The sequence below is a fragment of the Nocardioides sp. L-11A genome, from assembly GCA_029961745.1.
Lineage (GTDB): Bacteria > Actinomycetota > Actinomycetes > Propionibacteriales > Nocardioidaceae > Nocardioides.
In genome coordinates this window covers 1,413,801-1,432,443 of sequence record CP124680.1, presented here as the reverse complement: position 1 = coordinate 1,432,443, position 18,643 = coordinate 1,413,801, and the positions used below count along the sequence as shown (strand labels likewise).

19 protein-coding genes are annotated in these 18,643 nt (G+C 73.2%); 4 read left to right on the top strand and 15 right to left on the bottom strand.

The genetic code is table 11. The features are described from left to right. Window positions 1-55 precede the first annotated feature (55 nt). Window positions 56-1,393, top strand: coding sequence for an AarF/ABC1/UbiB kinase family protein (locus QJ852_06745; GenBank protein ID WGX98135.1), 1,338 nt, complete (start codon window positions 56-58; stop codon window positions 1,391-1,393). On the opposite strand, the gene QJ852_06740 is transcribed toward QJ852_06745, so the two are convergent. From QJ852_06740 to QJ852_06705, 8 genes are all read right to left on the bottom strand, one after another. Continuing rightward, entirely contained in the window at window positions 1,377-1,772 is a 396-nt protein-coding gene (locus tag QJ852_06740) for a pyridoxamine 5'-phosphate oxidase family protein (GenBank protein WGX98134.1), read from the bottom strand. The genes QJ852_06745 and QJ852_06740 overlap by 17 nt on opposite strands. Before the next feature lie 29 nt (window positions 1,773-1,801). Continuing rightward, window positions 1,802-2,581 (bottom strand): TSUP family transporter, encoded by a 780-nt coding sequence (locus tag QJ852_06735; protein ID WGX98133.1) that lies wholly within the window; start codon window positions 2,579-2,581, stop codon window positions 1,802-1,804. A 10-nt stretch (window positions 2,582-2,591) separates the two neighbouring features. Continuing rightward, on the bottom strand, window positions 2,592-3,134 hold the full coding sequence (locus tag QJ852_06730) for a hypothetical protein (GenBank protein WGX98132.1): 543 nt from the start codon (window positions 3,132-3,134) through the stop codon (window positions 2,592-2,594). Further along, on the bottom strand, window positions 3,131-4,903 hold the full coding sequence (locus tag QJ852_06725; protein WGX98131.1) for an alpha/beta hydrolase: 1,773 nt from the start codon (window positions 4,901-4,903) through the stop codon (window positions 3,131-3,133). Before QJ852_06725 ends, QJ852_06730 begins: the two co-directional genes overlap by 4 nt. Then, entirely contained in the window at window positions 4,900-5,235 is a 336-nt protein-coding gene (locus tag QJ852_06720) for a hypothetical protein (GenBank protein WGX98130.1), read from the bottom strand. Before QJ852_06720 ends, QJ852_06725 begins: the two co-directional genes overlap by 4 nt. 122 nt (window positions 5,236-5,357) lie before the next feature. After that, entirely contained in the window at window positions 5,358-7,376 is a 2,019-nt protein-coding gene (locus QJ852_06715; GenBank protein ID WGX98129.1) for a VWA domain-containing protein, read from the bottom strand. Next, the gene (locus QJ852_06710) at window positions 7,373-7,768 is read right to left on the bottom strand and encodes an OsmC family peroxiredoxin (protein WGX98128.1); all 396 of its coding nucleotides are present in this window, start codon (window positions 7,766-7,768) and stop codon (window positions 7,373-7,375) included. The genes QJ852_06715 and QJ852_06710 overlap by 4 nt, the downstream gene beginning before the upstream one ends. Beyond that, complete coding sequence (locus tag QJ852_06705) at window positions 7,761-9,200, bottom strand: AAA family ATPase (protein WGX98127.1); 1,440 nt, start codon at window positions 9,198-9,200, stop codon at window positions 7,761-7,763. Before QJ852_06705 ends, QJ852_06710 begins: the two co-directional genes overlap by 8 nt. A gap of 53 nt (window positions 9,201-9,253) precedes the next feature. On the opposite strand from QJ852_06705, the gene QJ852_06700 reads away from it, so the two are divergent. After that, a complete protein-coding gene (locus QJ852_06700; protein ID WGX98126.1) occupies window positions 9,254-10,099 on the top strand; it encodes an adenylate/guanylate cyclase domain-containing protein in 846 nt (281 codons plus the stop codon). Here the strand turns inward: QJ852_06700 and QJ852_06695 are convergent. The 6 genes from QJ852_06695 to mshB form a co-directional block, all read right to left on the bottom strand. Further along, window positions 10,096-11,544 (bottom strand): putative Ig domain-containing protein, encoded by a 1,449-nt coding sequence (locus tag QJ852_06695; GenBank protein ID WGX98125.1) that lies wholly within the window; start codon window positions 11,542-11,544, stop codon window positions 10,096-10,098. The genes QJ852_06700 and QJ852_06695 overlap by 4 nt on opposite strands. A 127-nt stretch (window positions 11,545-11,671) precedes the next feature. Next, window positions 11,672-12,856 (bottom strand): lipid-transfer protein, encoded by a 1,185-nt coding sequence (locus QJ852_06690; GenBank protein WGX98124.1) that lies wholly within the window; start codon window positions 12,854-12,856, stop codon window positions 11,672-11,674. Further along, window positions 12,853-13,308 (bottom strand): OB-fold domain-containing protein, encoded by a 456-nt coding sequence (locus QJ852_06685; protein WGX98123.1) that lies wholly within the window; start codon window positions 13,306-13,308, stop codon window positions 12,853-12,855. The genes QJ852_06690 and QJ852_06685 overlap by 4 nt, the downstream gene beginning before the upstream one ends. Before the next feature lie 38 nt (window positions 13,309-13,346). Beyond that, complete coding sequence (locus QJ852_06680; GenBank protein ID WGX98122.1) at window positions 13,347-15,161, bottom strand: VanW family protein; 1,815 nt, start codon at window positions 15,159-15,161, stop codon at window positions 13,347-13,349. A gap of 25 nt (window positions 15,162-15,186) precedes the next feature. Further along, a complete protein-coding gene (locus QJ852_06675; GenBank protein WGX98121.1) occupies window positions 15,187-15,552 on the bottom strand; it encodes a hypothetical protein in 366 nt (121 codons plus the stop codon). Continuing rightward, complete coding sequence (gene mshB, locus QJ852_06670; protein WGX98120.1) at window positions 15,549-16,475, bottom strand: N-acetyl-1-D-myo-inositol-2-amino-2-deoxy-alpha-D-glucopyranoside deacetylase; 927 nt, start codon at window positions 16,473-16,475, stop codon at window positions 15,549-15,551. Before mshB ends, QJ852_06675 begins: the two co-directional genes overlap by 4 nt. Between mshB and QJ852_06665 the strand changes: the two genes are divergently transcribed. Both QJ852_06665 and QJ852_06660 read left to right on the top strand, forming a co-directional pair. Further along, window positions 16,474-17,271 carry a hypothetical protein gene (locus QJ852_06665; GenBank protein ID WGX98119.1) on the top strand — a complete coding sequence of 266 codons (798 nt, stop codon included), beginning with the start codon at window positions 16,474-16,476 and terminating at the stop codon, window positions 17,269-17,271. The two genes, mshB and QJ852_06665, sit on opposite strands and share 2 nt — an antisense overlap. Before the next feature lie 174 nt (window positions 17,272-17,445). After that, window positions 17,446-18,294, top strand: a complete 849-nt coding sequence (locus QJ852_06660; GenBank protein ID WGX98118.1) for a hypothetical protein — start codon at window positions 17,446-17,448, stop codon at window positions 18,292-18,294. 3 nt (window positions 18,295-18,297) lie between these two features. Here QJ852_06660 and QJ852_06655 read toward each other — a convergent pair whose 3' ends face one another. Further along, complete coding sequence (locus tag QJ852_06655) at window positions 18,298-18,594, bottom strand: hypothetical protein (GenBank protein ID WGX98117.1); 297 nt, start codon at window positions 18,592-18,594, stop codon at window positions 18,298-18,300. Window positions 18,595-18,643: the final 49 nt, after the last annotated feature.

Below are 18,643 nucleotides of genomic sequence, written 5' to 3'. Positions count from 1 at the left end.
GGAGCAGATCCCGCGCACCGGGTCACCTGACAGACTGGCCTGACAGACTGGGGGCATGGCTGACCTCCCCCGGAAGGCCGCAGCGCGCACGGCGCGGCTCGCGGCACTCCCCCTCGGGTACGCCGGCCGCACGGCGGTCGGCTTCGGCAAGCGCCTCGGTGGGGCGCCGGCCGAGGCCGTGATGAGCGAGATCCAGCAGCGCACCGCCGAGCAGCTGTTCCGGACCCTCGGCGAGCTCAAGGGCGGGGCGATGAAGTTCGGCCAGGCGCTCTCGGTGCTGGAGTCGGCGCTGCCCGAGGAGATGGCTGCGCCGTACCGCGAGCAGCTGACCCGCCTCCAGGACTCCGCTCCCCCGATGCCGACCCAGACCGTCCGCGACCTCCTCGCCGAGGACCTCGGTGCCGATTGGAAGGAGCGCCTGGTCTGGCTCGACGGGGCGCCGACCGCGGCCGCGAGCATCGGCCAGGTCCACGAGGGTCGCTGGCACGACGGCCGGCGGGTCGCCGTGAAGGTCCAGTACCCCAACGCCGGCGACGCCCTCCTGGCCGACCTGCGCACCCTGGCCCGGGCCGCCCGGGCGATCGGCCCGCTGATCCCGGGCGTCGACATGAAGCCGCTCGTCGAGGAGGTCCAGGCGCGCGCCCGGGAGGAGCTCGACTACGACCTCGAGGCCGAGGCACAGCGGGAGTTCGCCCGGGAGTTCCGCGACGACCCGCACATCGTCGTCCCGGACGTGGTCGCCGTCGGCCCCCGCGTCCTGGTCACCGAGTGGCTCGAGTCGACGAGCTCGCTGGCGGCGGTCATCGCCGACGGCACGCCGGAGGAGCGGGACCACTACGGCGAGATCTTCACCCGCTTCCTGTTCTCCGGGCCGGCCCGCACCGGCCTCCTCCATGCCGACCCGCATCCCGGCAACTTCCGGGTGATCCCCGACTCCGACGGCGCCCCGGGCCGGCTGGGCGTCCTCGACTACGGCGCCGTGGCCCGGCTCCCCCAGCGCGGGCTCCCCGAGCCGATGGGCCGGCTGATCACCCTGTGCGCGGCGGGCGACGGCGACGCGCTGATCGCGGGCCTGCGCGACGAGGGCTTCCTCAAGGACCGGATCCGGATCGAGCCGCAGCTGCTCATGGACTATCTCTCGCCGTTCGTCGACCCGACGCTGGTGGAGCGGTTCCGGTTCAGCCGGGAGTGGATGCGTGAACAGTTCCAGCGGATCAACGACCCCAGGGACCCGGCGTACACCGTGAGCATCAAGCTGAACCTGCCGCCGTCCTACGTCCTCATCCACCGCACCTGGCTGGGCGGCGTCGGCGTGCTCAGCCAGCTCGAGGCGGAGGCGCCGTTCCGGGCGATCATGCAGGAGTTCCTGCCGGGATTCACCCCGGCGGACTGACCGGCGGACCGACCGGCGCGCAGTCGTGGCCGCAGCCGTCGGGCGGGAGCGGGCCGTCGGCGTGGGCGGCGGGCCGGTGCAGCACCCCGGCGCCGGCGGTGACCACGACGTCCTCGCCGTCGACGGAGGCGGTGCCGTCGATGAGCAGGGTGTACCCGTGCCGCTCCCGCGGTGGGAACACGAGCGTCACGGTGGGGTTCTCGGCGAGGTTGCGCAGCGTCCCCCTCCCCGGGCCGGCGATCCGCAGGACGCCGTCGTCGCCGGCCACCGGGTCGACGGTCACGACCTTCACCTGGGCCGAGGAGGTCGTCAGCAGGTAGCCGCTGTCGAAGTCGGCCAGGGCCTGGCGCAGGTCCGCGGGGTCCACCGGGATGCTCATGGCTCCAGGCTAGGACGTCCCCGCTGCCCTCACCACAGGCCGAGCACCCCGCCGCCGATCCTGACGACGAAGGCGCTCACCACCGCGATGAAGAACCACCGGACGAACCGGGAGCCGCGCGCGACGGCCGTCCGTGCGCCGAGGTAGCCGCCGACCAGGTTGCAGGCGCCCATCATCAGCCCGACGTCCCACAGCACCGCCCCGCTGGGCACGAAGAGCAGGAGCGCCCCGAGGTTCGTCGCGAAGTTCGCGAGCTTCGCCTTCGCCGAGGCCTGGAGGAAGTCGTAGCCCATCAGGCCGACGAGGGCGAAGACGAAGAAGCTGCCGGTGCCCGGGCCGAGAATGCCGTCGTAGAAGCCGATCACGAACCCGACGCCCATCGCGGCCGCGAGATGCCGATGCCCCGCGAAGCGCAGCGCGGTCCGCTCCCCCAGCGCGGGGCGCATCAGGACGTACCCACCGACGGCGACCAGCGCCGCCAGCACGATCGGCTCGAAGGCGTCGCGCGGGATCCGGGACGCCAGCAGGGCGCCGGAGAACGCGCCACCGAGCGCGAGCGCCATCAGCGGGAGGAAGGTGCGCGGGTCGGGACCGATCCGCCGGTAGTAGGTCAGCGAGCTGACCGCGGTGCCGCACACGGAGGCGATCTTGTTGGTCGCGAGCACCTGGACCGGGCTGGCCCCCGGCAGGCCGAGCAGCAGGGCCGGCAGCTGGACGAGGCCGCCGCCCCCGACGACGGCGTCGACGAACCCCGCGGTGAGGGCGGCGAGGGCGAGGAGCGCGACGACGGTCAGGCTGAGGTCCCCCACCCGGTCGACTCTACGAGTCCGGCCGGCGCCGCCAGGACCGGCCCAGGTCGACGGCCGGCCGCTCGTCGTACGCGCGGGCGAGCGCGGGTGACGTCGCGACGCAGTCCGACCCGAGGTCGACCTGGACCAGGCTCCACCCGATCCGCAGGTGCAGGGTCAGGCGGCCCTTGCGGGCCGTGAGCAGCGCCTGGTTGTCGGGATCGTCGACCCGCCAGCCGTCGGCCACGAGGAGCGCCACGGCGGCGGCGGTCGCCGCCTCCCGGGTGAGGTCCGAGGAGGAGGTGAGGTGCACGAAGGCGTTGCTCACCACACCGCCGGGCACGCCGATGTCGCCGCAGGTGGCGAACGAGCGGCTGCCCTGCGCCCCACCGAGCCGGAGGGTGCGCGCCAGCTCGCGCAGCACCCCGCCGAGGGCCCGGTCCGTCTCCGCGACGACGTCCTCGACCGCCCGGGCGCCCGCGGCCCGGGACGGCGGGCCGGGGTCGCCGCATCCGGCCGGCACCGCGGCCAGCAGGAGGACGAGGAGCGCGGCCCTCCGGCGCCCCGGCGTCATCGGAGCCCGCTGAACGGGAGCTGCTCCCAGAGCCAGACCCCGGCCTCGGCCAGACCGTGACCGAGGCTCGCCCCGCTCGAGGCGACCAGCAGTTCGGGCAGCGTGAGGTGCGTCTCGCCGGCGGCGCCGCGCGGCGGCTGCTCACTCACCTCGCCGTCGGCGTCCGCGACGATGTGCGCCATGTTGTCGAGGGAGGTCCCCTCGAAGTACGACGAGTGGTTGGCGAGCAGCTCGCCCGCGGCCAGCTCGCCGTCGCCGGTCTCGAAGCGGATGCCGCCGAAGGCGACCGCGGCCGGGTCGTGGCCGAGCGGCCCGCCGCCGAGCAGGGTGACCGGGTCGCGGTCCTTGCTGCCGACCCACACCTCGGCCGTGCTCAGCTCGCCCGCCGTGGCGGCCGGGACGCCGGGGCTGCCGAGGAGGACCGCGTCGTCGACGGGGAGGCCGGCGGCGAGCGCGTGGCCCAGGGTGGTGGAGCCGTAGCTGTGGCCGATCGCCGTCAGGTGGGCCGGCGCGCCCTCGTCGGAGGCCCGGACGCCGTCGACGAAGTCGGAGAGCCGTACGCCGCCGTCCTCGGCCTTGCCGGGCAGGGCGACGGCGCCGGCGTCGAGCTGCCCGAACGGGTCGAACGGGTTGAGGGGGTTGCCGCTCGGCGCGTCGTAGTCGGCCCAGTGGACGGACGCGACGCTGCCCTGCTCCTCGGCGACCGCGGACTGGTGGAGCGCGAGGGTCTTGTCGAGGTTGCCCGAGAGGCTCGCCGACGTGGTGGTCAGCCCGGGCACGTCGACCGACACGTGGTCGGCGGTGTCGGGATCGCCGAAGGAGACCGCGACGCCACCGTCGCCGGAGTGCAGCCCCGGGGTGTAGGCGATCAGCTCGGTGAGGTGGGTGCCGGTGGCCGTGTCGCGGAGGTCGCGGAAGTCCTCTAGGCCGGCGGCCACGTGGGTCGCGTTCGCGAGGATCCGCTCCTCGCGGTGGGTGAGCTGCCCGTCCTCGTCGCGCCGGGTGTAGAGATCGAGATCGCGGGCGAGCTCGCCGCGGTTGGCCTCGTCGCGATCGGCAACCGGGACCCCACCGGCGTTGCCGACCAGCGCGGGATGCTCGGTGGTGAGCGCCTCCTGCTCGGCCCGACGCAGCGCCCGCCACCAGGCGGCCAGCGCGACCGGGTCGCCACGGAGGACACCGAGCCGGCGGGCGAGGCCGGGGGTGTCCGGGCGGCCCGGGGCCGCGGCGGCGGAGCCGCCCTCGGCGACGGTGTCGACGGAGCGCAGCACGGCGATCAGGTCGGCCTCCGCGTCGGCCTCGTCGCTGCCCCAGGCGGCGATCCGGCCCCGCAGCTCGTCGGCCAGGGCAGTGAGCCGGGCCGCACGCTGCTGGAATTCCGCGAGCCGGTCGTCGCCGGTCGTGGCGACGATCTCGGCGGCCAGCTCGTCGATCTCGGCGTTGAGCCCGGCGCGGCGCGCGGTGAGGTCGTCGCGCCGGGCGAGGAGCCCGGCCAGCCGCTCGCCGAAGCGGTCCGCGGCCGTCACCGCCCGGTCGAGGGCGGCCTCCCCGGCGTCGAGCCGGCCGGCGAGCCGCGTGGCGGCATGCGCATGGGCGTCCGCGGTGTCGCCCGCCCAGTCCGGCGCCGCGACCGCGACCGCTCGGCCCTGCACGTTCTTGACCGCGATCGCGGTGGCCCGCAGGTCGGTGGCGAGGTCCTGGGCGCCGGCGGGCTGCGAGTCGAGGAGCGGGCAGGCCGGGACGTGTGCGGGGACCCGGACGATCGTCACGGCCCGTTCACCTCCCGCACCGCGGCCCGCCGCTCGGCCCACGGCAACAGCGCCCGGAGTCGCTCGGCCTGCGCCCGGTCGACGATCACCAGCCGTCGGTGGAAGAAGACGAACTCCTCGGCATGGCCCGCGGCCAGGCCGGCCGCCGCCTTGAGCTCGTCGGCCCACGGCTCGGCGAAGCCCCGGACGGCGGCCGCGACCGACGCGGAGAGGCCGGAGGTCGAGGCCCGGGCGAGCCGGCGCCAGGCCCCGTCGAGCTCGTCGCCCGCGAGGTCCCAGCTCTCGCGGGCCGCGCGGAGGGCGGCGTACGGGACGTCGAGGATCACGGCCATGACGGGGCCGGTGGGGTGAGGTACGGGTTCATGCACCCACGGCTGCCCGAGCGCCGTCGCCGGGAAACGAGCGGTTCCGGTCGTCCACAGGAGGACCCGGATCCCCGCTCGGGAACGTCCGTTCAGCCGACCCAGAAGCCGCGCGAACCGAACCAGTCGCCGTAGCTGCCGGGTCCGGAGCCCCCCGGGCCGCCCGCACCGCCACGACGCGAGCCGAGGTAGGAGCCGACCACGGCCGCACCGAGGTCGCCGGCCTCGGGGGCGATGACCGCGCCCTCCACCCGGCGGGCCATCGAGTCGATGAATCGTGCGAGGCCGGGGTCCTCGCCGAGCCGGAAGAAGGTGGTCTGTGCCCCCAGCCGGCGGGCGTTGTCGAGCTCGCGGACGGCGAGGGCGATCGTCATCGGGTGCGGCGGGTAGGTGAAGAAGACGTCTCCACTGGACTCCAGGTGGGAGGTCGGCTCGCCGTCGGTGACGATGAGCAGCACCGGCTGCGCGTTGGGGTGCTTGCGGAAGTGCCGGTTGGCGAGCAGCAGCGCGTGGTGGAGGTTGGTGCCCTTGGCCCAGCGGGCGTCGAGGGCCGTCAGCTCCTCGATCCGCATGGTCTGGGCGTGCCGGCCGAAGCCGATCAGCTCCAGGCTGTCGCCGCGGAAGCGCGAGCCGATCAGGGTGTGCAGCGCCAGCGCGGTCTGCTTCATCGGCACCCAGCGCCCGTCCATCGCCATCGAGAAGGAGGTGTCGACGCAGAGCGCGACGGCCGCCTGGGTCCGCGCCTCGGTCTCGGCGACCTCGACATCGTCGATCGACAGCAGCGGGCCGCCGGGGTCGCCCGCCCGACGGAGTACGCCGTTGAGCATGGTGCGCGGCAGGTCCCACGGCTCGGTGTCGCCGAACTGCCAGGCCCGGGTGGCCCCGGACAGGTCGCCCGCGGCGCCCGCCTGGCGGACGTCGCGCTGGCCCTGGCGCCCGGACATCCTCTGGGCGACGTCGCGCAACAGCGCCCTGCCGAGCTGGCGCATCGCCTTGGGCGTCAGCCGCAGCTCCCCGTCGAAGCCGCGCTCCATCGCCCCGGACTCGCGCAGCGCCTTCTCCAGCTCCTGCAGCTTGCGGGCATCGACCGCGGCCTCGGTGCCGAGCTGGCGGGCCAGCTTGTCGAGATCGACATCGTCGAGCCGGGCGCCGCCGTACCCCTGGGACAGCTGGTCGGCCAACGCGTCGAGGTCGGCGAGGTCCTGCAGCACACCGGTGCCGTCGCCGAGGCCGAGCCCCTGCTCCCCGTCGCCGAACTGCTCGGAGCCGCCCCAGTCCTCGCCGGGGCGCAGCGACATCAGGTTCGCGTCGAGGCGGTCGAGCTGCTCCATCAGCGCGGGTGACCCGAACGCCTGGGTGGACAGCTGCATCAGCTCGGCGCGCTGCTCGGCGCTCATCGAGTTGAGCATCCGCTGCGCGGCCGCCGAGCGCTGCGCCAGGGCGTCGAGCAGCTCGTCGATGTCCTGCGGGTTCTCGGGGAAGTGCTGGCCGTGCTTGGCCATGAACTCCGCGAAGTCCTCGGGAGTGTCCTCGCCGCGGGCGTGCTTCTCGAGCAGCTCGTTGAGGTCGCCGAGCATCTCGCTGATCGCCTGCCGGTCCTCGTCGGTGGCGTTCTCGAGCGCCTGCTTCATGCCGGCGAAGCGCTGGTCGAGCAGCTCGCGGCCGAGCAGGTCCTTGATCTGCTCGAACGCCTCGCGAGCCTCCCGCGACTGCCAGTCGTAGTCGCCGAGCTCGGTCACCGCGGCGGCCGGCGAGTCGGGCAGGCTCTGCAACCGCATCTCGCGGAAGGCACGGTCGCCGTCGTCCATCATGGCGTCGCGGGCGAGCTGCTTGCGCTCCTCCAGGACCGCCCTGTCGAGCAGCTCACGCACCTCGTTGAGCGTGCCGTCGAGGTGGTGTCGCTGCAGCAGGTCCCGGCGCCGCTCGGCGACGCGGCGGGCGAGATCGTCGAGGCCGGCCTGGTCGGCACCACCCCGGCGCAGGAACTCGCGCATCGCGCGCTCGGGGCTGTAGCCGGCCATCACGTCCTGACCGATGGCGTCGAGCGCCTCGGCGATGTCGACGGGCGGGGCGAGCGGGTCGCCGCCGTCGTACCTGCGGTAGCGGCTCACGTCAGCACCCGTCGTACGTCGGCGCCGGCGCGGATCGCCCGCGGGATCTCGGCGACCTCCTCGACCACCTCGAGCAGCAGCTGCACCGACTCGGACGGCGCGGGGCTGTCGAGGGTGATGGCGTAGGTGATGCCGGTCGACGTCCCCACGTCGTCGAATCCGCCGTCGGCGGTCACGGCGACCCCGTGGACCAGGACCTCCAGCCGTCGGGCCTCGCGGTAGGTGTCGTTGAGCACGCACAGCGCCACGGACAGGTGCAGTGCCTGCGCCCCGTTGGTGACCGGCGCGGCCAGCACCCCTGCCTCCGTCCACGCGTGCGGAAGCACCACGCCGTCCCCCTCGCGCAGGGAGCCGGACGCGACGCGCACGCCGAACGAGGACAGGTCAGCCATAGACCGTCTCGGATCCGTCGGAGTCCTTGCCGATCTTGCGGGCCAGGAAGAGCCCCTCGAGCGCGAGCTCGATGGCCGCGGCGCGCTCGCCGTCGGTGCGGCCGCCGCCCTCTGCCCCCGGAATCGAAGGACAGACCCGCTCGCAGACCTGGTCGTAGAGGTCGGACTCGCCGAGGACGGGCAGGCCTGACAGGACGTCGCGGGCAGTGACCTGGCCGCCGGTGACGACGGTGGCGCCCTCCTCGATCGCGTCGACGAGCAGCGCGAAGTCGAGACCGCGGAACCTCTCGCGGACGGTCTCGGCGGTCGCCGTCCGCAGCAGGTGGGTGAGGATCTCCGCCTCGCGCCCCTCCTCGCCGGACTCGAACTCGATCTTGCCCCCGAGCACGTCGACCGCCGTCTCCAGGTCGACGACCCGCGCCACGGCGCGATCCTCGCCCTGGATCGTGGCGCGCCGCAGTGCCGCGGCCGCGATCGTCTCGGCCCCGGCGATCGCGAACCGGGCCGAGACGCCGGAGCGCTGGTCGACCGCGCTGGACTCGCGCAGGTTGCGGGTGAAGCGGGCCAGGATCTCGACGAGGAAGTCGGGGACGTCGACCCGGTCGGGCAGGAGGTCCGCCTCCTGCCGGACGACGGCGATCTCGGCCTCGAGGGCCTTCGGGTAGTGGGTGCGGATCTCGGCACCGAAGCGGTCCTTGAGCGGGGTGATGATCCGACCGCGGTTGGTGTAGTCCTCGGGGTTCGCCGAGGCGACGACGAAGACGTCGAGCGGCAGCCGCAGGACGTAGCCGCGGATCTGGATGTCGCGCTCCTCCATCACGTTGAGCATGGCGACCTGGATCCGCTCGGCGAGGTCCGGCAGCTCGTTGATGGCGACGATGCCCCGGTGGGAGCGCGGGATCAGGCCGAAGTGGATGGTCTCGGGATCGCCCAGCGACCGGCCCTCGGCGACCTTCATCGGGTCGACGTCACCGATCAGGTCCGCCACGCTGGTGTCGGGCGTGGCCAGCTTCTCGGCGTACCGCTCCTCGCGGTGGCGCCAGGAGATCCGCAGGTCGTCGCCGTACGACGCCACGGCGGCCTTGGCCGTCACCGTGACCGGCTCGAAGGGGTGCTCCCCGAGCTCGGAGCCGGAGATCACCGGTGTCCACTCGTCGAGCAGGTCGACCAGGGTGCGCAGCAGCCGGGTCTTGCCCTGGCCGCGCTCGCCCAGCAGCACGACGTCATGGCCGGCGATGATCGCCCGCTCCAGCTGTGGGATGACGGTGTCCTCGAAGCCGTGCAGGCCGGGCCAGGGGTCCTCGCCGGCCGCCAGCCGGGCCAGCAGGTTGTCGCGGAGCTCGGCACGGAGGGTCTTGAGCCGGTGGCCGGAGGCGCGGAGCTGGCCGAGGGTGGAGATCGTCGGCGCGGTCGTGGAAGCCGGAGTGGTCACCGTCTCACGCTACTGCGACCCGCAAGAGGCGTGCTGGCCCTAGTCTGTCGAAGGTGGCGATCGTCGTCGGGGTCCTGGGCGTCCTGCTGCTCGGCCTGGTGCTGGCGTTCGCCCGCGACCGGGGACAGCTGCAGCGCCAGCTCGCCGACACCCGGGCGCACGTCGCCCAGCTCGAGGCCGACCTCGACGCCGCGCTGCGTCCCCCGCCGCCGAGCAACTCGGCCGAGCGCGCCGTGCGCCGGGTGATCCGGACCGCCTCGAAGGTGCGCTCCCACGGCATCGGCGGGCTGATCCAGAGCACGGTCGAGGACCTGCAGAGCTGGGCCAGCGACGACGAGCGGGCCGACATCCTCAACATGGCCGCCTCGGACGGCACGGTCACCCTGTTCTTCTCCGACATCGAGGACTCCACGCCGCTCAACGACCGGCTCGGCGACGCGACCTGGGTGCGCGTCCTCGCCGCCCACGACCGGGTGCTGCGCGGCCGGATCGAGCGGTACCGCGGGCAGGTCGTGAAGACCGCCGGCGACGGCTTCATGGTCGCCTTCCGCGATCCCGAGGCCGCCTGCCGGGCCGCCCTCGGCATCCAGCGCGACCTTCCTCGCGACGTGACGCTGCGCCGCTACGGCCCGATCCTGGTCCGGATCGGCATCCACACCGGGCAGGTCGTCGCCCGCGACGGCGACTACTTCGGCCGCAATGTCGCCATGGCCGCCCGCGTCGCCAGCCTCGCCCACGGCGGCGAGATCCTCGCCAGCGACGCGGTCAGCGCGGCCCTCGACGACGACGCGGCCCTCACCCTCGTGGAGCGCGAGGCCGTCGAGCTGAAGGGCCTCGCCGGCGAGCACGTGGTCTGGGAGATCCTGCCGCCAGGAGGGACTAGCGGCAGGAGGGACTAGCGGCAGGAGGCCGCGACGTCGCTCTGGGCGCTCGCCGCCGCGGCGGCGGCCGCCCTGGCGGCGGCCTTCGCCTTCTTGAGCCGCTTGGCGAGCTGGCGCGCCTGGGCCGCGCGATGGGCGGCGCGGGCCTTCTTCAGCGCCTTCTTCAGCTTCGCGACCCTCGCCTCGGCCGTCGCCAGCGCGGTCGCCGCGCCGGCGCTCGCCGACTGCGCGGTGAGGCAGGCCGGCGCGGCGAGTACCGCGCCCGTCGGGGCGGAGGTCGCGGTCGCGCTGGTGTGGTCCTTCTTCGCAGCCGTGACCCGCACCGCCAGCCGCCGGCCCACGTCCGCGGCGACGGGCGTGTACGACGCCGCGGTGGCCCCGGTGATCGGCTTGCCGTCGGCGAGCCACTGGAAGGTCCGGGTGGCGTCGGCCGGGCTCCACCGGCCACCGTCGTTGGACAGCTTCTGGCCGACCTGCGGGCTGCCCGTGATGACGGGCAGGGACGTGCTGGACACCACCGGCACGGGGACCTGCAGGGTGAGCTTGGCCGTGTCGACCGAGCCCGCCGAGTTGCTGGCGCGCACCACGAACGCATAGCTGCCGGGCTTGTTCGGAGTCCCGGAGAGGACGCCCTTCGAGCTCAGCGTCAGACCACCGGGCAGCGTCCCGCTCGCCTTGCTGAAGGTGGGCGCCGGCGTCCCCGACGCCTTGAAGGCGTAGCTGTAGGCCACACCGTAGGTCAGCCGCGTCGGCGGGGCCGCCGCGGTGAACCTCGGCTTGACGGCGGCCGCGCCGCAGGTGTCGGCCTTGATGGTGGTGCCGCTCCAGGTGCCGTTGCTCCACCCGCCGGTGCCGCTCGGTCCGCTGGCCTTCATGTCCGGCGCGCCGCAGATCCGGGTCTTGTTGACCGAGTCGAACGGGAGCTCGTACTGCGGCTGGCTCCAGGGGCAGTTGGGCTTGCTCCAGATCCCGAAATGGAGGTGGGCCACGCCGTTGTTGTTCACCGCGCCCGCGGCCGCCACCGTGCCGACCTTCTGACCAGCGGTGATCGTGCCCGAGGTCTTCGAGGCGTTGATGTGGGTCAGCGTGTAGCTGCGACCGCCGCTGATGTTGACGCAGAGGTTGCCGTGGCTGACCTGCCAGTAGGAGACGGTTCCCGAGAGCGGCGCGATCACCCCCGCGCCGGACGTCGAGGTCTTGCTCGTGCTCCGCGTCAGGTCGAGCGCGTAGCCACTGGCATGCGTGCCGGACCGGTAGCCCTGGTAGACGAACCAGCTCTCCCCGTTCGCGAACGGGGCCCTCATGTTGCCGGGCGCGGCGGCCGTCGCGGGCGAGGTGACTCCGACGACGGCCAGCGTCGCCAGCACCGTCAACAGCGCCGTCATCAGCACCGTCGCCGGCACGGACGAGATCCCGATCCTGGCGAGCCAGGAGCGGCGTCGGCGTGGAAGAAGCAGGTCCATGGCGGTCACCTCGTCGAACCAAGGAAGCGTTGGTCAGGTCGGTGTCACCCTAGGGACGCCACGCGCACCGCGATACCGATCTGCTGTCGAACGATCCGCGGACAGAACCCGTGCCGGCGCGGCCGATTCAGCGCGTCAGCACGACCGAGGAGCCGTGGCCGAAGAGCCCCTGGTTGGCGGTGATGCCGACCTTCGCGCCCTCGACCTGCCGGCCCTCCGCCCGGCCCTGGAGCTGCCAGGTGAGCTCGCAGACCTGGGCGATGGCCTGGGCGGGGACGGCCTCGCCGAAGCAGGCGAGGCCGCCGGACGGGTTGACCGGGATCCGGCCGCCGAGGGTGGTGTCACCGGCGCGGAGCAGGGCCTCGGCCTCACCGCGCTTGCACAGCTGCAGGTCCTCGATCCAGTCCAGCTCGAGCGCCGTCGAGAGGTCGTAGACCTCGGCGACGTCGACGTCGGAGGGGTCGATGCCCGCCTCCTCGTACGCCGCTCGGCCGATCGCCTCCTTGAAGGTCCGCTCCGGCACTCCGGTGACCGCCGACGAGTCGGTCGAGAGCAGCGGCATGTCGATCACGGTGTTCGGGAAGGTCGGCGTGACCGTCGAGACCGCGGCGACCGTCACCGGCGCCGTGATGCCGTGCCGCCGCGCGTAGTCGGCGCTGGTCAGCACGACCGCGGCCGCACCGTCGGAGGTCGCGCAGATGTCGAGCAGGTGCAGTGGGTCGGAGACCATCGGCGAGGCGAGGACCTCCTCGACCGACGACTCCTTGCGGAAGCGTGCGTAGGGGTTCTCCAGCCCGTGCCGCGCGTTCTTGACCTTGACCTGCGCGAAGTCCTCCGAGGTCGCGCCGTAGAGGTCCATCCGCCGGCGCGCGTAGAGCGCGAAGTAGGCCGGGTTGGTCATCCCGAGCAGCCGGAACCGCAGCCAGTCGGGGTCGTTCCAGCGCTCGCCGGCGTTGGGGGCGAGGAAGCCCTTGGGGGTGGTGTCGGCGCCGACCACCAGCGCCACCTCGCTCATCCCGGCGAGGATCCGGGCCCGCGCGGTGTCGATGGCCTGGGCGCCGGTCGCGCAGGCGGCGTACGACGTCGCGATCCGCGCGCCGTTCCAGCCGAGGGCCTGGGCGAAGGTGGAGCCGGCCACATAGCCGGCGTACCCGTTGCGGACCGTCTCGCCGCCGACGACCAGGTCGACATCGGCCCAGGCGACGCCGGCGTCGGCGAGGGCCTCCCGGGCGGCGTGCACGCCGTACTCGGTGAAGTCGCGGCCCCACTTGCCCCAGGGGTGCATGCCCGCACCCGCGATCACGACGCTCATGCCGTCGCCTCCTGTCCGGCGACCGGCCTCCAGCGGTAGATCGTGCGCTCCCCGGTCTCGTCGACGTTGAGCGTCTCGACGACCAGCTCGACCTCGGCACCGACCCTCAGGTCGCCCACCCCGAAGCCGTCGGCGACCTGGCCGAGCACCACGAGCCCCTCGGGCAGCTCGACCGCGGCCAGCGCGAACGGCCGGAACGGGTCGGAGGCCGGGAGGTACGGCGCGGGCGGCTGGTACTGCGCGTCGGTGTAGGACCACACCCGACCGCGGCGGGAGAGCTCGACGCTGTCGTGCTCCTGGCCGTCGCAGGCGGGATTGCGGCAGTAGAAGGCGGCAGCACCGGCGTCGGAGGACACCGGCGGGAACACCACGTTGCTGCACCGGGTGCACCGGGAGGCGAGCAGCCGGGGCTCGGCGCCGGTGGTGAACCAGCCTTCGATCACGGGGGTCATGGACGCATGCTACCAAGCAAGTGCTTGGTGTGTCGGACTCAGTCGCCCGGGTCGGGGTTCCCCTCGGCCGGCGGTTTCGGCTTCTCGCACTTCACCGTGTCCGACGGCGTGTAGACGGTGTGGAACTTCTCGGTGTGGTCGACGGCCGACTCGCCCTTCTTGCGGAAGATCCGCGTGACGTCGACCTGGAAGCCGGACCAGCCCGTGTGCGGCTCGCAGTCGGCGGTGGTCAGGGTGCGGGTCGCCGGCGGCACCTGGGCGTAGCGGTTCGACGTCGTGGAGTCGATGTCCCAGATCTTGGTGGACCACATCTGCACGGTCACCTTGCCCTGGCGCGACCAGGTGCTGGGGACCACCCAGGCGCGGACGAGGACGCCGTACTCGGTGTCGTTCTGGAAGCGCAGGTCGACGGTCGGCCAGGCGACGGTGGCCTCGCGGCCGACCGGGTAGCGGTCGATGTAGAAGGAGTGCGGCTTGTGCTGGATGTCCTTGAGTCCCGCGAAGAACATCGCGTTGAAGGCGGTGGTGGCCATCTGCGAGACGCCGCCGCCGAGGTCCTTGCGCAGGATGCCGTTGCTGATGATGTAGCCCTCGGTGAAGCCGTTCGCCGCGGTGCGCTCGCCGACGATGCCGTTGAGGGAGAACTCCTCGCCGGGCTTGAGCACCGTGCCGTCGATCAGCTCGGCGGCGCGGCCGATGTTGATATTGCGATAGTCGGCGTGCGGGTAGTAGGTCGAGAACTCCGACACCTTCTCGACGATCTTGAGGTTCTCGGCGTCCTGGGTCGTGAAGGCCGCGTCGACGACCTGCGCGGTGACCGGACCGCTGCGGGAGCCCTCCGGCGCGGTCAGCAGCCCGAGGAAGACCTGGGCGGCCTCGCCGGAGTCGAAGCTGACACCGGGCTTGGCCGGGACGACCTTCGGCCTGCCCTTCTTGTTCAGCTTCACCGTCGCGTCGACCGGCTGTCCGCTGGCGGTGGCGCCCTTGACCAGCTCGGCGAGGGCAGCCTCGTCGACGGCCGGGACCAGCGCGCCGTTCTCGGGCTTCATCGAGAGCACCGGAGCGAACCGGCGGGGCGTGAGCTTGACGTCGTTCTCGCCGAACTGGAGGGTCACGGCGTTCGCCATCGCCGGGTTCGCGAAGGCGTCGAGCGCCGCGGCGACGTCGGCGGCGTCGATGTCGGGCTGGGCCGGCGCGACCTCGAGCTCGACGGCCGTCTCGCCCGCGAGGAAGGCGTCGGTGATCGCGGCGCGGGCCTGGTCGCGGTCGACCGCCTGTCCGGCCTGCGGCTGGGTGGTCTGCACACCGTTGGCGGTGAAGGTGACGGTGCCGTCCTGCGGAGGGGTACCGAGCCCCTCGGAGAGCTCGGTGAGCTGCTCGTCGAGCAGTCGCTCGTCGACGTCCACGACCGCGTCGACGTCGTCGCCGCCGGTGAAGTACTCCCACTGGCGGGCCGGGCTCCACGAGTCGCCGGCCCCGGCCGCGTCCACCGACGCGGCGTAGTCGATGGCGAGGCCGATGTCCCCGGGCTCGACCTCGGCGTCGTTGGCCTTGCCGGTCTGTCCCTGATGCCCGACGCTGACGGTGATCGGGCGCTGGGCCCGGGGCCCGAAGGTCTCCTCGAGCTTGTCGATCGCCGCGTCGCGGGTCAGCCCGCCGACCGCCACACCGGAGATGGTGGTGCCGGTCGGCACCTTGTCGCCCGCCACCGCGTGCGCGGCGACGTACCCGCCTCCGGCGAGCAGCACGAGCAGGACGATGACGAGGACGACGAGCCTGCCGCCGGGGCGCTCGGCCTTGCCGCCCGGGTCCGCACCCGTGCCCCCGCCCGTGTCAGAGTCCCAGAAGGTCACACGCGTCATCCTAAGGAGGGGTTGCTCACCCGTCCGCATCCGCAGCCGCAGGCGCGGCGGCCGCGGGACGCGACACCAGCCCCACGAAGCCCGCGCCGAGCACGACGGCGCCGGTCGCCATCAGCAGGTACCCGGACGCGTCGCTGGAGATCACGTAGTCCCCCTCGGGTCGCTGGGCGGTCGCCACGCCGAGGATCGCGGTCCACCCGAGGGCGAACGCGAGACGGCGCCACCAGCCGCCCGGCAGGGCCACCAGGGTGGCCGCCGTCGCGGCGACGCCGAGGCCGAGACCCCAGCCGTAGCCGTGCAGCAGGACGGTCGCCAGACCGACGGCGGCGCCGAGGAGCAGGCAGGCGAGCGCGACCAGCGCGCGCACCGGACCCGCGCTCACCGCTCCGGTACGCCGGCGAAGAGGTCGCTCTCCCAGCCGGTCTCGGGGTCGAGCGGCCCGGCGGTGCCCTTGACCAGCCGGTACTGCTCGCGCCCGAACGCCTGCGCCCCCTGGTTGTTGGAGAGCGCGAAGAACGGGCCGTCGGTGGTGATCTGGGTGGCGTGCGCGCGCAGCGCGTCGAGCTTCTGCTCGACGTGGGCGCTGGCGTCGACCTCGCAGGAGATGTCCTCGTCGGGGCGGAACATCGGCGGCAGGTCGCCGTCGGGGTCCATCCCCTCGAAGGTCGTCGTGTCACCCGCCTCGCGGATCCGGCGCAGCCCCTCGCGGATCCGGCTCTCCGAGATGGCACCCCAGTAGATCTTGGCGATCTCGACGGGCTCGCCGAGGTCGCGCCGGTACGACGGCACGGCGGCCAGCTGGGCGGCGTACATCGCGACCCGGTGGGCCTGGATGTGGTCCGGGTGGCCGTAGCCGCCGAACTCGTCGTAGGTCACCAGCACCTGCGGGCGCACCTCGCGGATGACGGCGACCAGGTGGTCGGCGGCCTCGGTGAGGTCGGCGTTCCAGAAGGCGTTCTCGTGGATGGTGTCGCCCGCGACCGCGTGGCCGTCCTCGTGCCACTTCATGCCGGAGTCGCGGTAGGTGCCGAAGCCGCCCAGGAACCGGTGGTCGGTGACGCCGAGCGCCTTCATCGCGGCAGCCAACTCGCCGCGCCGGTGCTCCCCGAGCCCGTCCTCCTTGTCGGCGGCGAGGTGCTCGAGCTCGGGCACCAGGATCTCGCCCATCTCCCCCGCCGTACAGGTGACGAGCGTGACGCCCCGGCCCTCCGCGACGTACTTCGCCATGGTGGCGCCCTGGCCGATCGACTCGTCGTCGGGGTGGGCGTGCACGAGGAGCAGCCGGTGGGCGGCAGTTGCGGTCATGAGGACGAGCGTAATGATGGGCTCCATGCGGATCCGCTGGCGCCTGGCACCGGTCGCGGCCCTGGTCCCCCCGCTGGCCGGCGCCGCGCTGTCGGGCTGCGCCCTGCTCGACGGGAGCTCGCGGCTCGAGGAGGCGCTGGAGTACCTGCCCGCCGACGCCGCGACCGTCACCTTCCTGGACCACGCGGCCGGCACCGACCCGGCCTACCGGGCCGGGCCGGACACCGGCACGAGCGCCCTCGCGGACGCGGGGCTGACCGACGCCGACATCGCGTGGGAGGCATCGGCGACGAACGGCGGCGGACCGGGCCGACTCGACCGGGTGTGGAAGCTGTCCGACGACGTCGATGCCGAGGTTGTCGCCGCGGCACTCGGCGACGCGGGCTATGCGCGCAGCGGCCCGCGCGATCGGCCCACCTTCACCGCGGGCGAGATGCGCCTCGCCCTCGACCCCGACGAGCAGGTCCTCGTGTCCGGCTCCGACGTCGACGCACTGCTCGACGTCGTCGCCGACGACGCCGACTCCCTGGCCGACACCGGCCGGTTCGGCGACCTGCTCGACCACGCGGGCGACCAGGACGAGCTGGCGTACGCCGCGCTCTCCCTCGACGCCGCGTGCGACACCACCGCGACCGCCCTGTTCGTCCCGGACGACGGCCCGGTGCGCGCCGTCCTCGGGACCGGGGACGGCGACGCGCAGGTCGAGGACGACTTCGCTGAGCCGGCGGACGCCGTGCGGGCGTTCGTCCTGCGGGAGGAGCCGTTCGGCTGCGCGGGGACACCCCGCGGGGCATGATCGCCTCCCATGGCTCCCTCTCCCGGACAGGTGGTTGCCGCCTCGGCCACCCTCCTGGTTGTCACCCTGACCGGCTGTGCCAGCGACGACGCCGCTGACGGCGCACGGCCCGACGGTCCCCCGGGACCGCGCCTCGAGCACGCTCTGAGCTACGTGCCAGCCGACAGCCGGGCCGTGGTCTTCACCGACCGGGCGGCCATCGCCGACCGTCTCGATATGGAGCAGATCGAGACCGGTGCTTCCGAGGCCGACACCGCGCGGTGGGCTGACGCCTTCTGGGCCGAGGGCTACCGGATGGCGGTGAGTGTGCGGTCGACTGCCATGCGCAAGGCCGCGTTCAGCGAGCTCGACGTCGAATGGGAGGTGCTCGGCGGCCCCGACGGGGGCGGGATCGGCCTCTCGGCCAGGGACACCCACATCTGGCGGATGTCTGAGGACCTCGACCTCGCCGCCGTGGCCGACGATCTCGAAGATGCGGGACTGAAGCGGTCCGGCCCCGACGAGCGACCGGTGTTCGAGCCCGACTTCAGCGCGGTGGACGAACAGAACACCTATGGGGGTCGATATCCCATGGAACTGGGGCACCTCACTCTGGTTCCCGACGAGCACCTGATCCTGATCGGGCTCGAGACCGATGCGGTGCTCGACGTCATCGACGGCAAGGCCGACTCCCTCGCTCGCGCGGGCACGTTCGACGAGTTGCTCGCCCATACCGAACCGGACGGACTCGAGTTCGCACTCTTCGGCGTGGCCGGCCCGTGCACCCGCGCCGGCCGCGTCCCGGACGGTCGGGCCGCGGGCCTGTTCGTCCACCCCGACCAACCGGCCCGAACACTTCGTCTCTTCGGATCCGCAGAAAGTGCGCAGGCGGATGCCGCGCTACTCGAGCGGGAGCTCTCCGGCCGCCCCACGACCATCGGCGTGGAGGATGCAGCCGTTCATATCGACGTGCCCTTCGCCGACCGGGTCACCGCGGCGAAGACCTACCTCGGAACCGACGGCCCGACCGCCTGCCCCCGCTGATGGTCATTCCGGGCGCTTGATCCGCTTCGGCGCGTCCGGGAGCGGCAACACGAAGCCGGCCTTGGTGGGCGGTTGCGTCGCGACGGAGTCCTCGTCGTCGCGGTCCAGCCACCCGTCGTAGGTCTCGACGAGCATCTCGAGCTGCACCTCGGGGGCGTCGGTGACGACGGCCCACGGGTGATCCTCGTCGTCGTCCTCCCCCGCGAGCCGCTCGCGGAGCACCTCGGCCGAGAAGCCGCCGCGCACCAGCACCAGCGCGGCCGCCCGTGCGTCGTCCTCGTCGAAGAAGATGCCCCGCATGCGCCCATCCTTCCAGATCCGGACGCGCCGACAGCCCGCCAGGACGTGC

What these genes read in the sequence shown, in the direction of transcription:
- QJ852_06745 (WGX98135.1), top strand. Translation starts at nt 56, where the DNA reads ATGGCTGACCTCCCCCGGAAGGCCGCAGCGCGCACGGCGCGGCTCGCG.
- QJ852_06740 (WGX98134.1), bottom strand. Translation starts at nt 1,772, where the DNA reads ATGAGCATCCCGGTGGACCCCGCGGACCTGCGCCAGGCCCTGGCCGAC.
- QJ852_06730 (WGX98132.1), bottom strand. Translation starts at nt 3,134, where the DNA reads ATGACGCCGGGGCGCCGGAGGGCCGCGCTCCTCGTCCTCCTGCTGGCC.
- QJ852_06720 (WGX98130.1), bottom strand. Translation starts at nt 5,235, where the DNA reads ATGGCCGTGATCCTCGACGTCCCGTACGCCGCCCTCCGCGCGGCCCGC.
- QJ852_06710 (WGX98128.1), bottom strand. Translation starts at nt 7,768, where the DNA reads ATGGCTGACCTGTCCTCGTTCGGCGTGCGCGTCGCGTCCGGCTCCCTG.
- QJ852_06695 (WGX98125.1), bottom strand. Translation starts at nt 11,544, where the DNA reads ATGGACCTGCTTCTTCCACGCCGACGCCGCTCCTGGCTCGCCAGGATC.
- QJ852_06690 (WGX98124.1), bottom strand. Translation starts at nt 12,856, where the DNA reads ATGAGCGTCGTGATCGCGGGTGCGGGCATGCACCCCTGGGGCAAGTGG.
- QJ852_06685 (WGX98123.1), bottom strand. Translation starts at nt 13,308, where the DNA reads ATGACCCCCGTGATCGAAGGCTGGTTCACCACCGGCGCCGAGCCCCGG.
- QJ852_06665 (WGX98119.1), top strand. Translation starts at nt 16,474, where the DNA reads ATGAGGACGAGCGTAATGATGGGCTCCATGCGGATCCGCTGGCGCCTG.
- mshB (WGX98120.1), bottom strand. Translation starts at nt 16,475, where the DNA reads ATGACCGCAACTGCCGCCCACCGGCTGCTCCTCGTGCACGCCCACCCC.
- QJ852_06655 (WGX98117.1), bottom strand. Translation starts at nt 18,594, where the DNA reads ATGCGGGGCATCTTCTTCGACGAGGACGACGCACGGGCGGCCGCGCTG.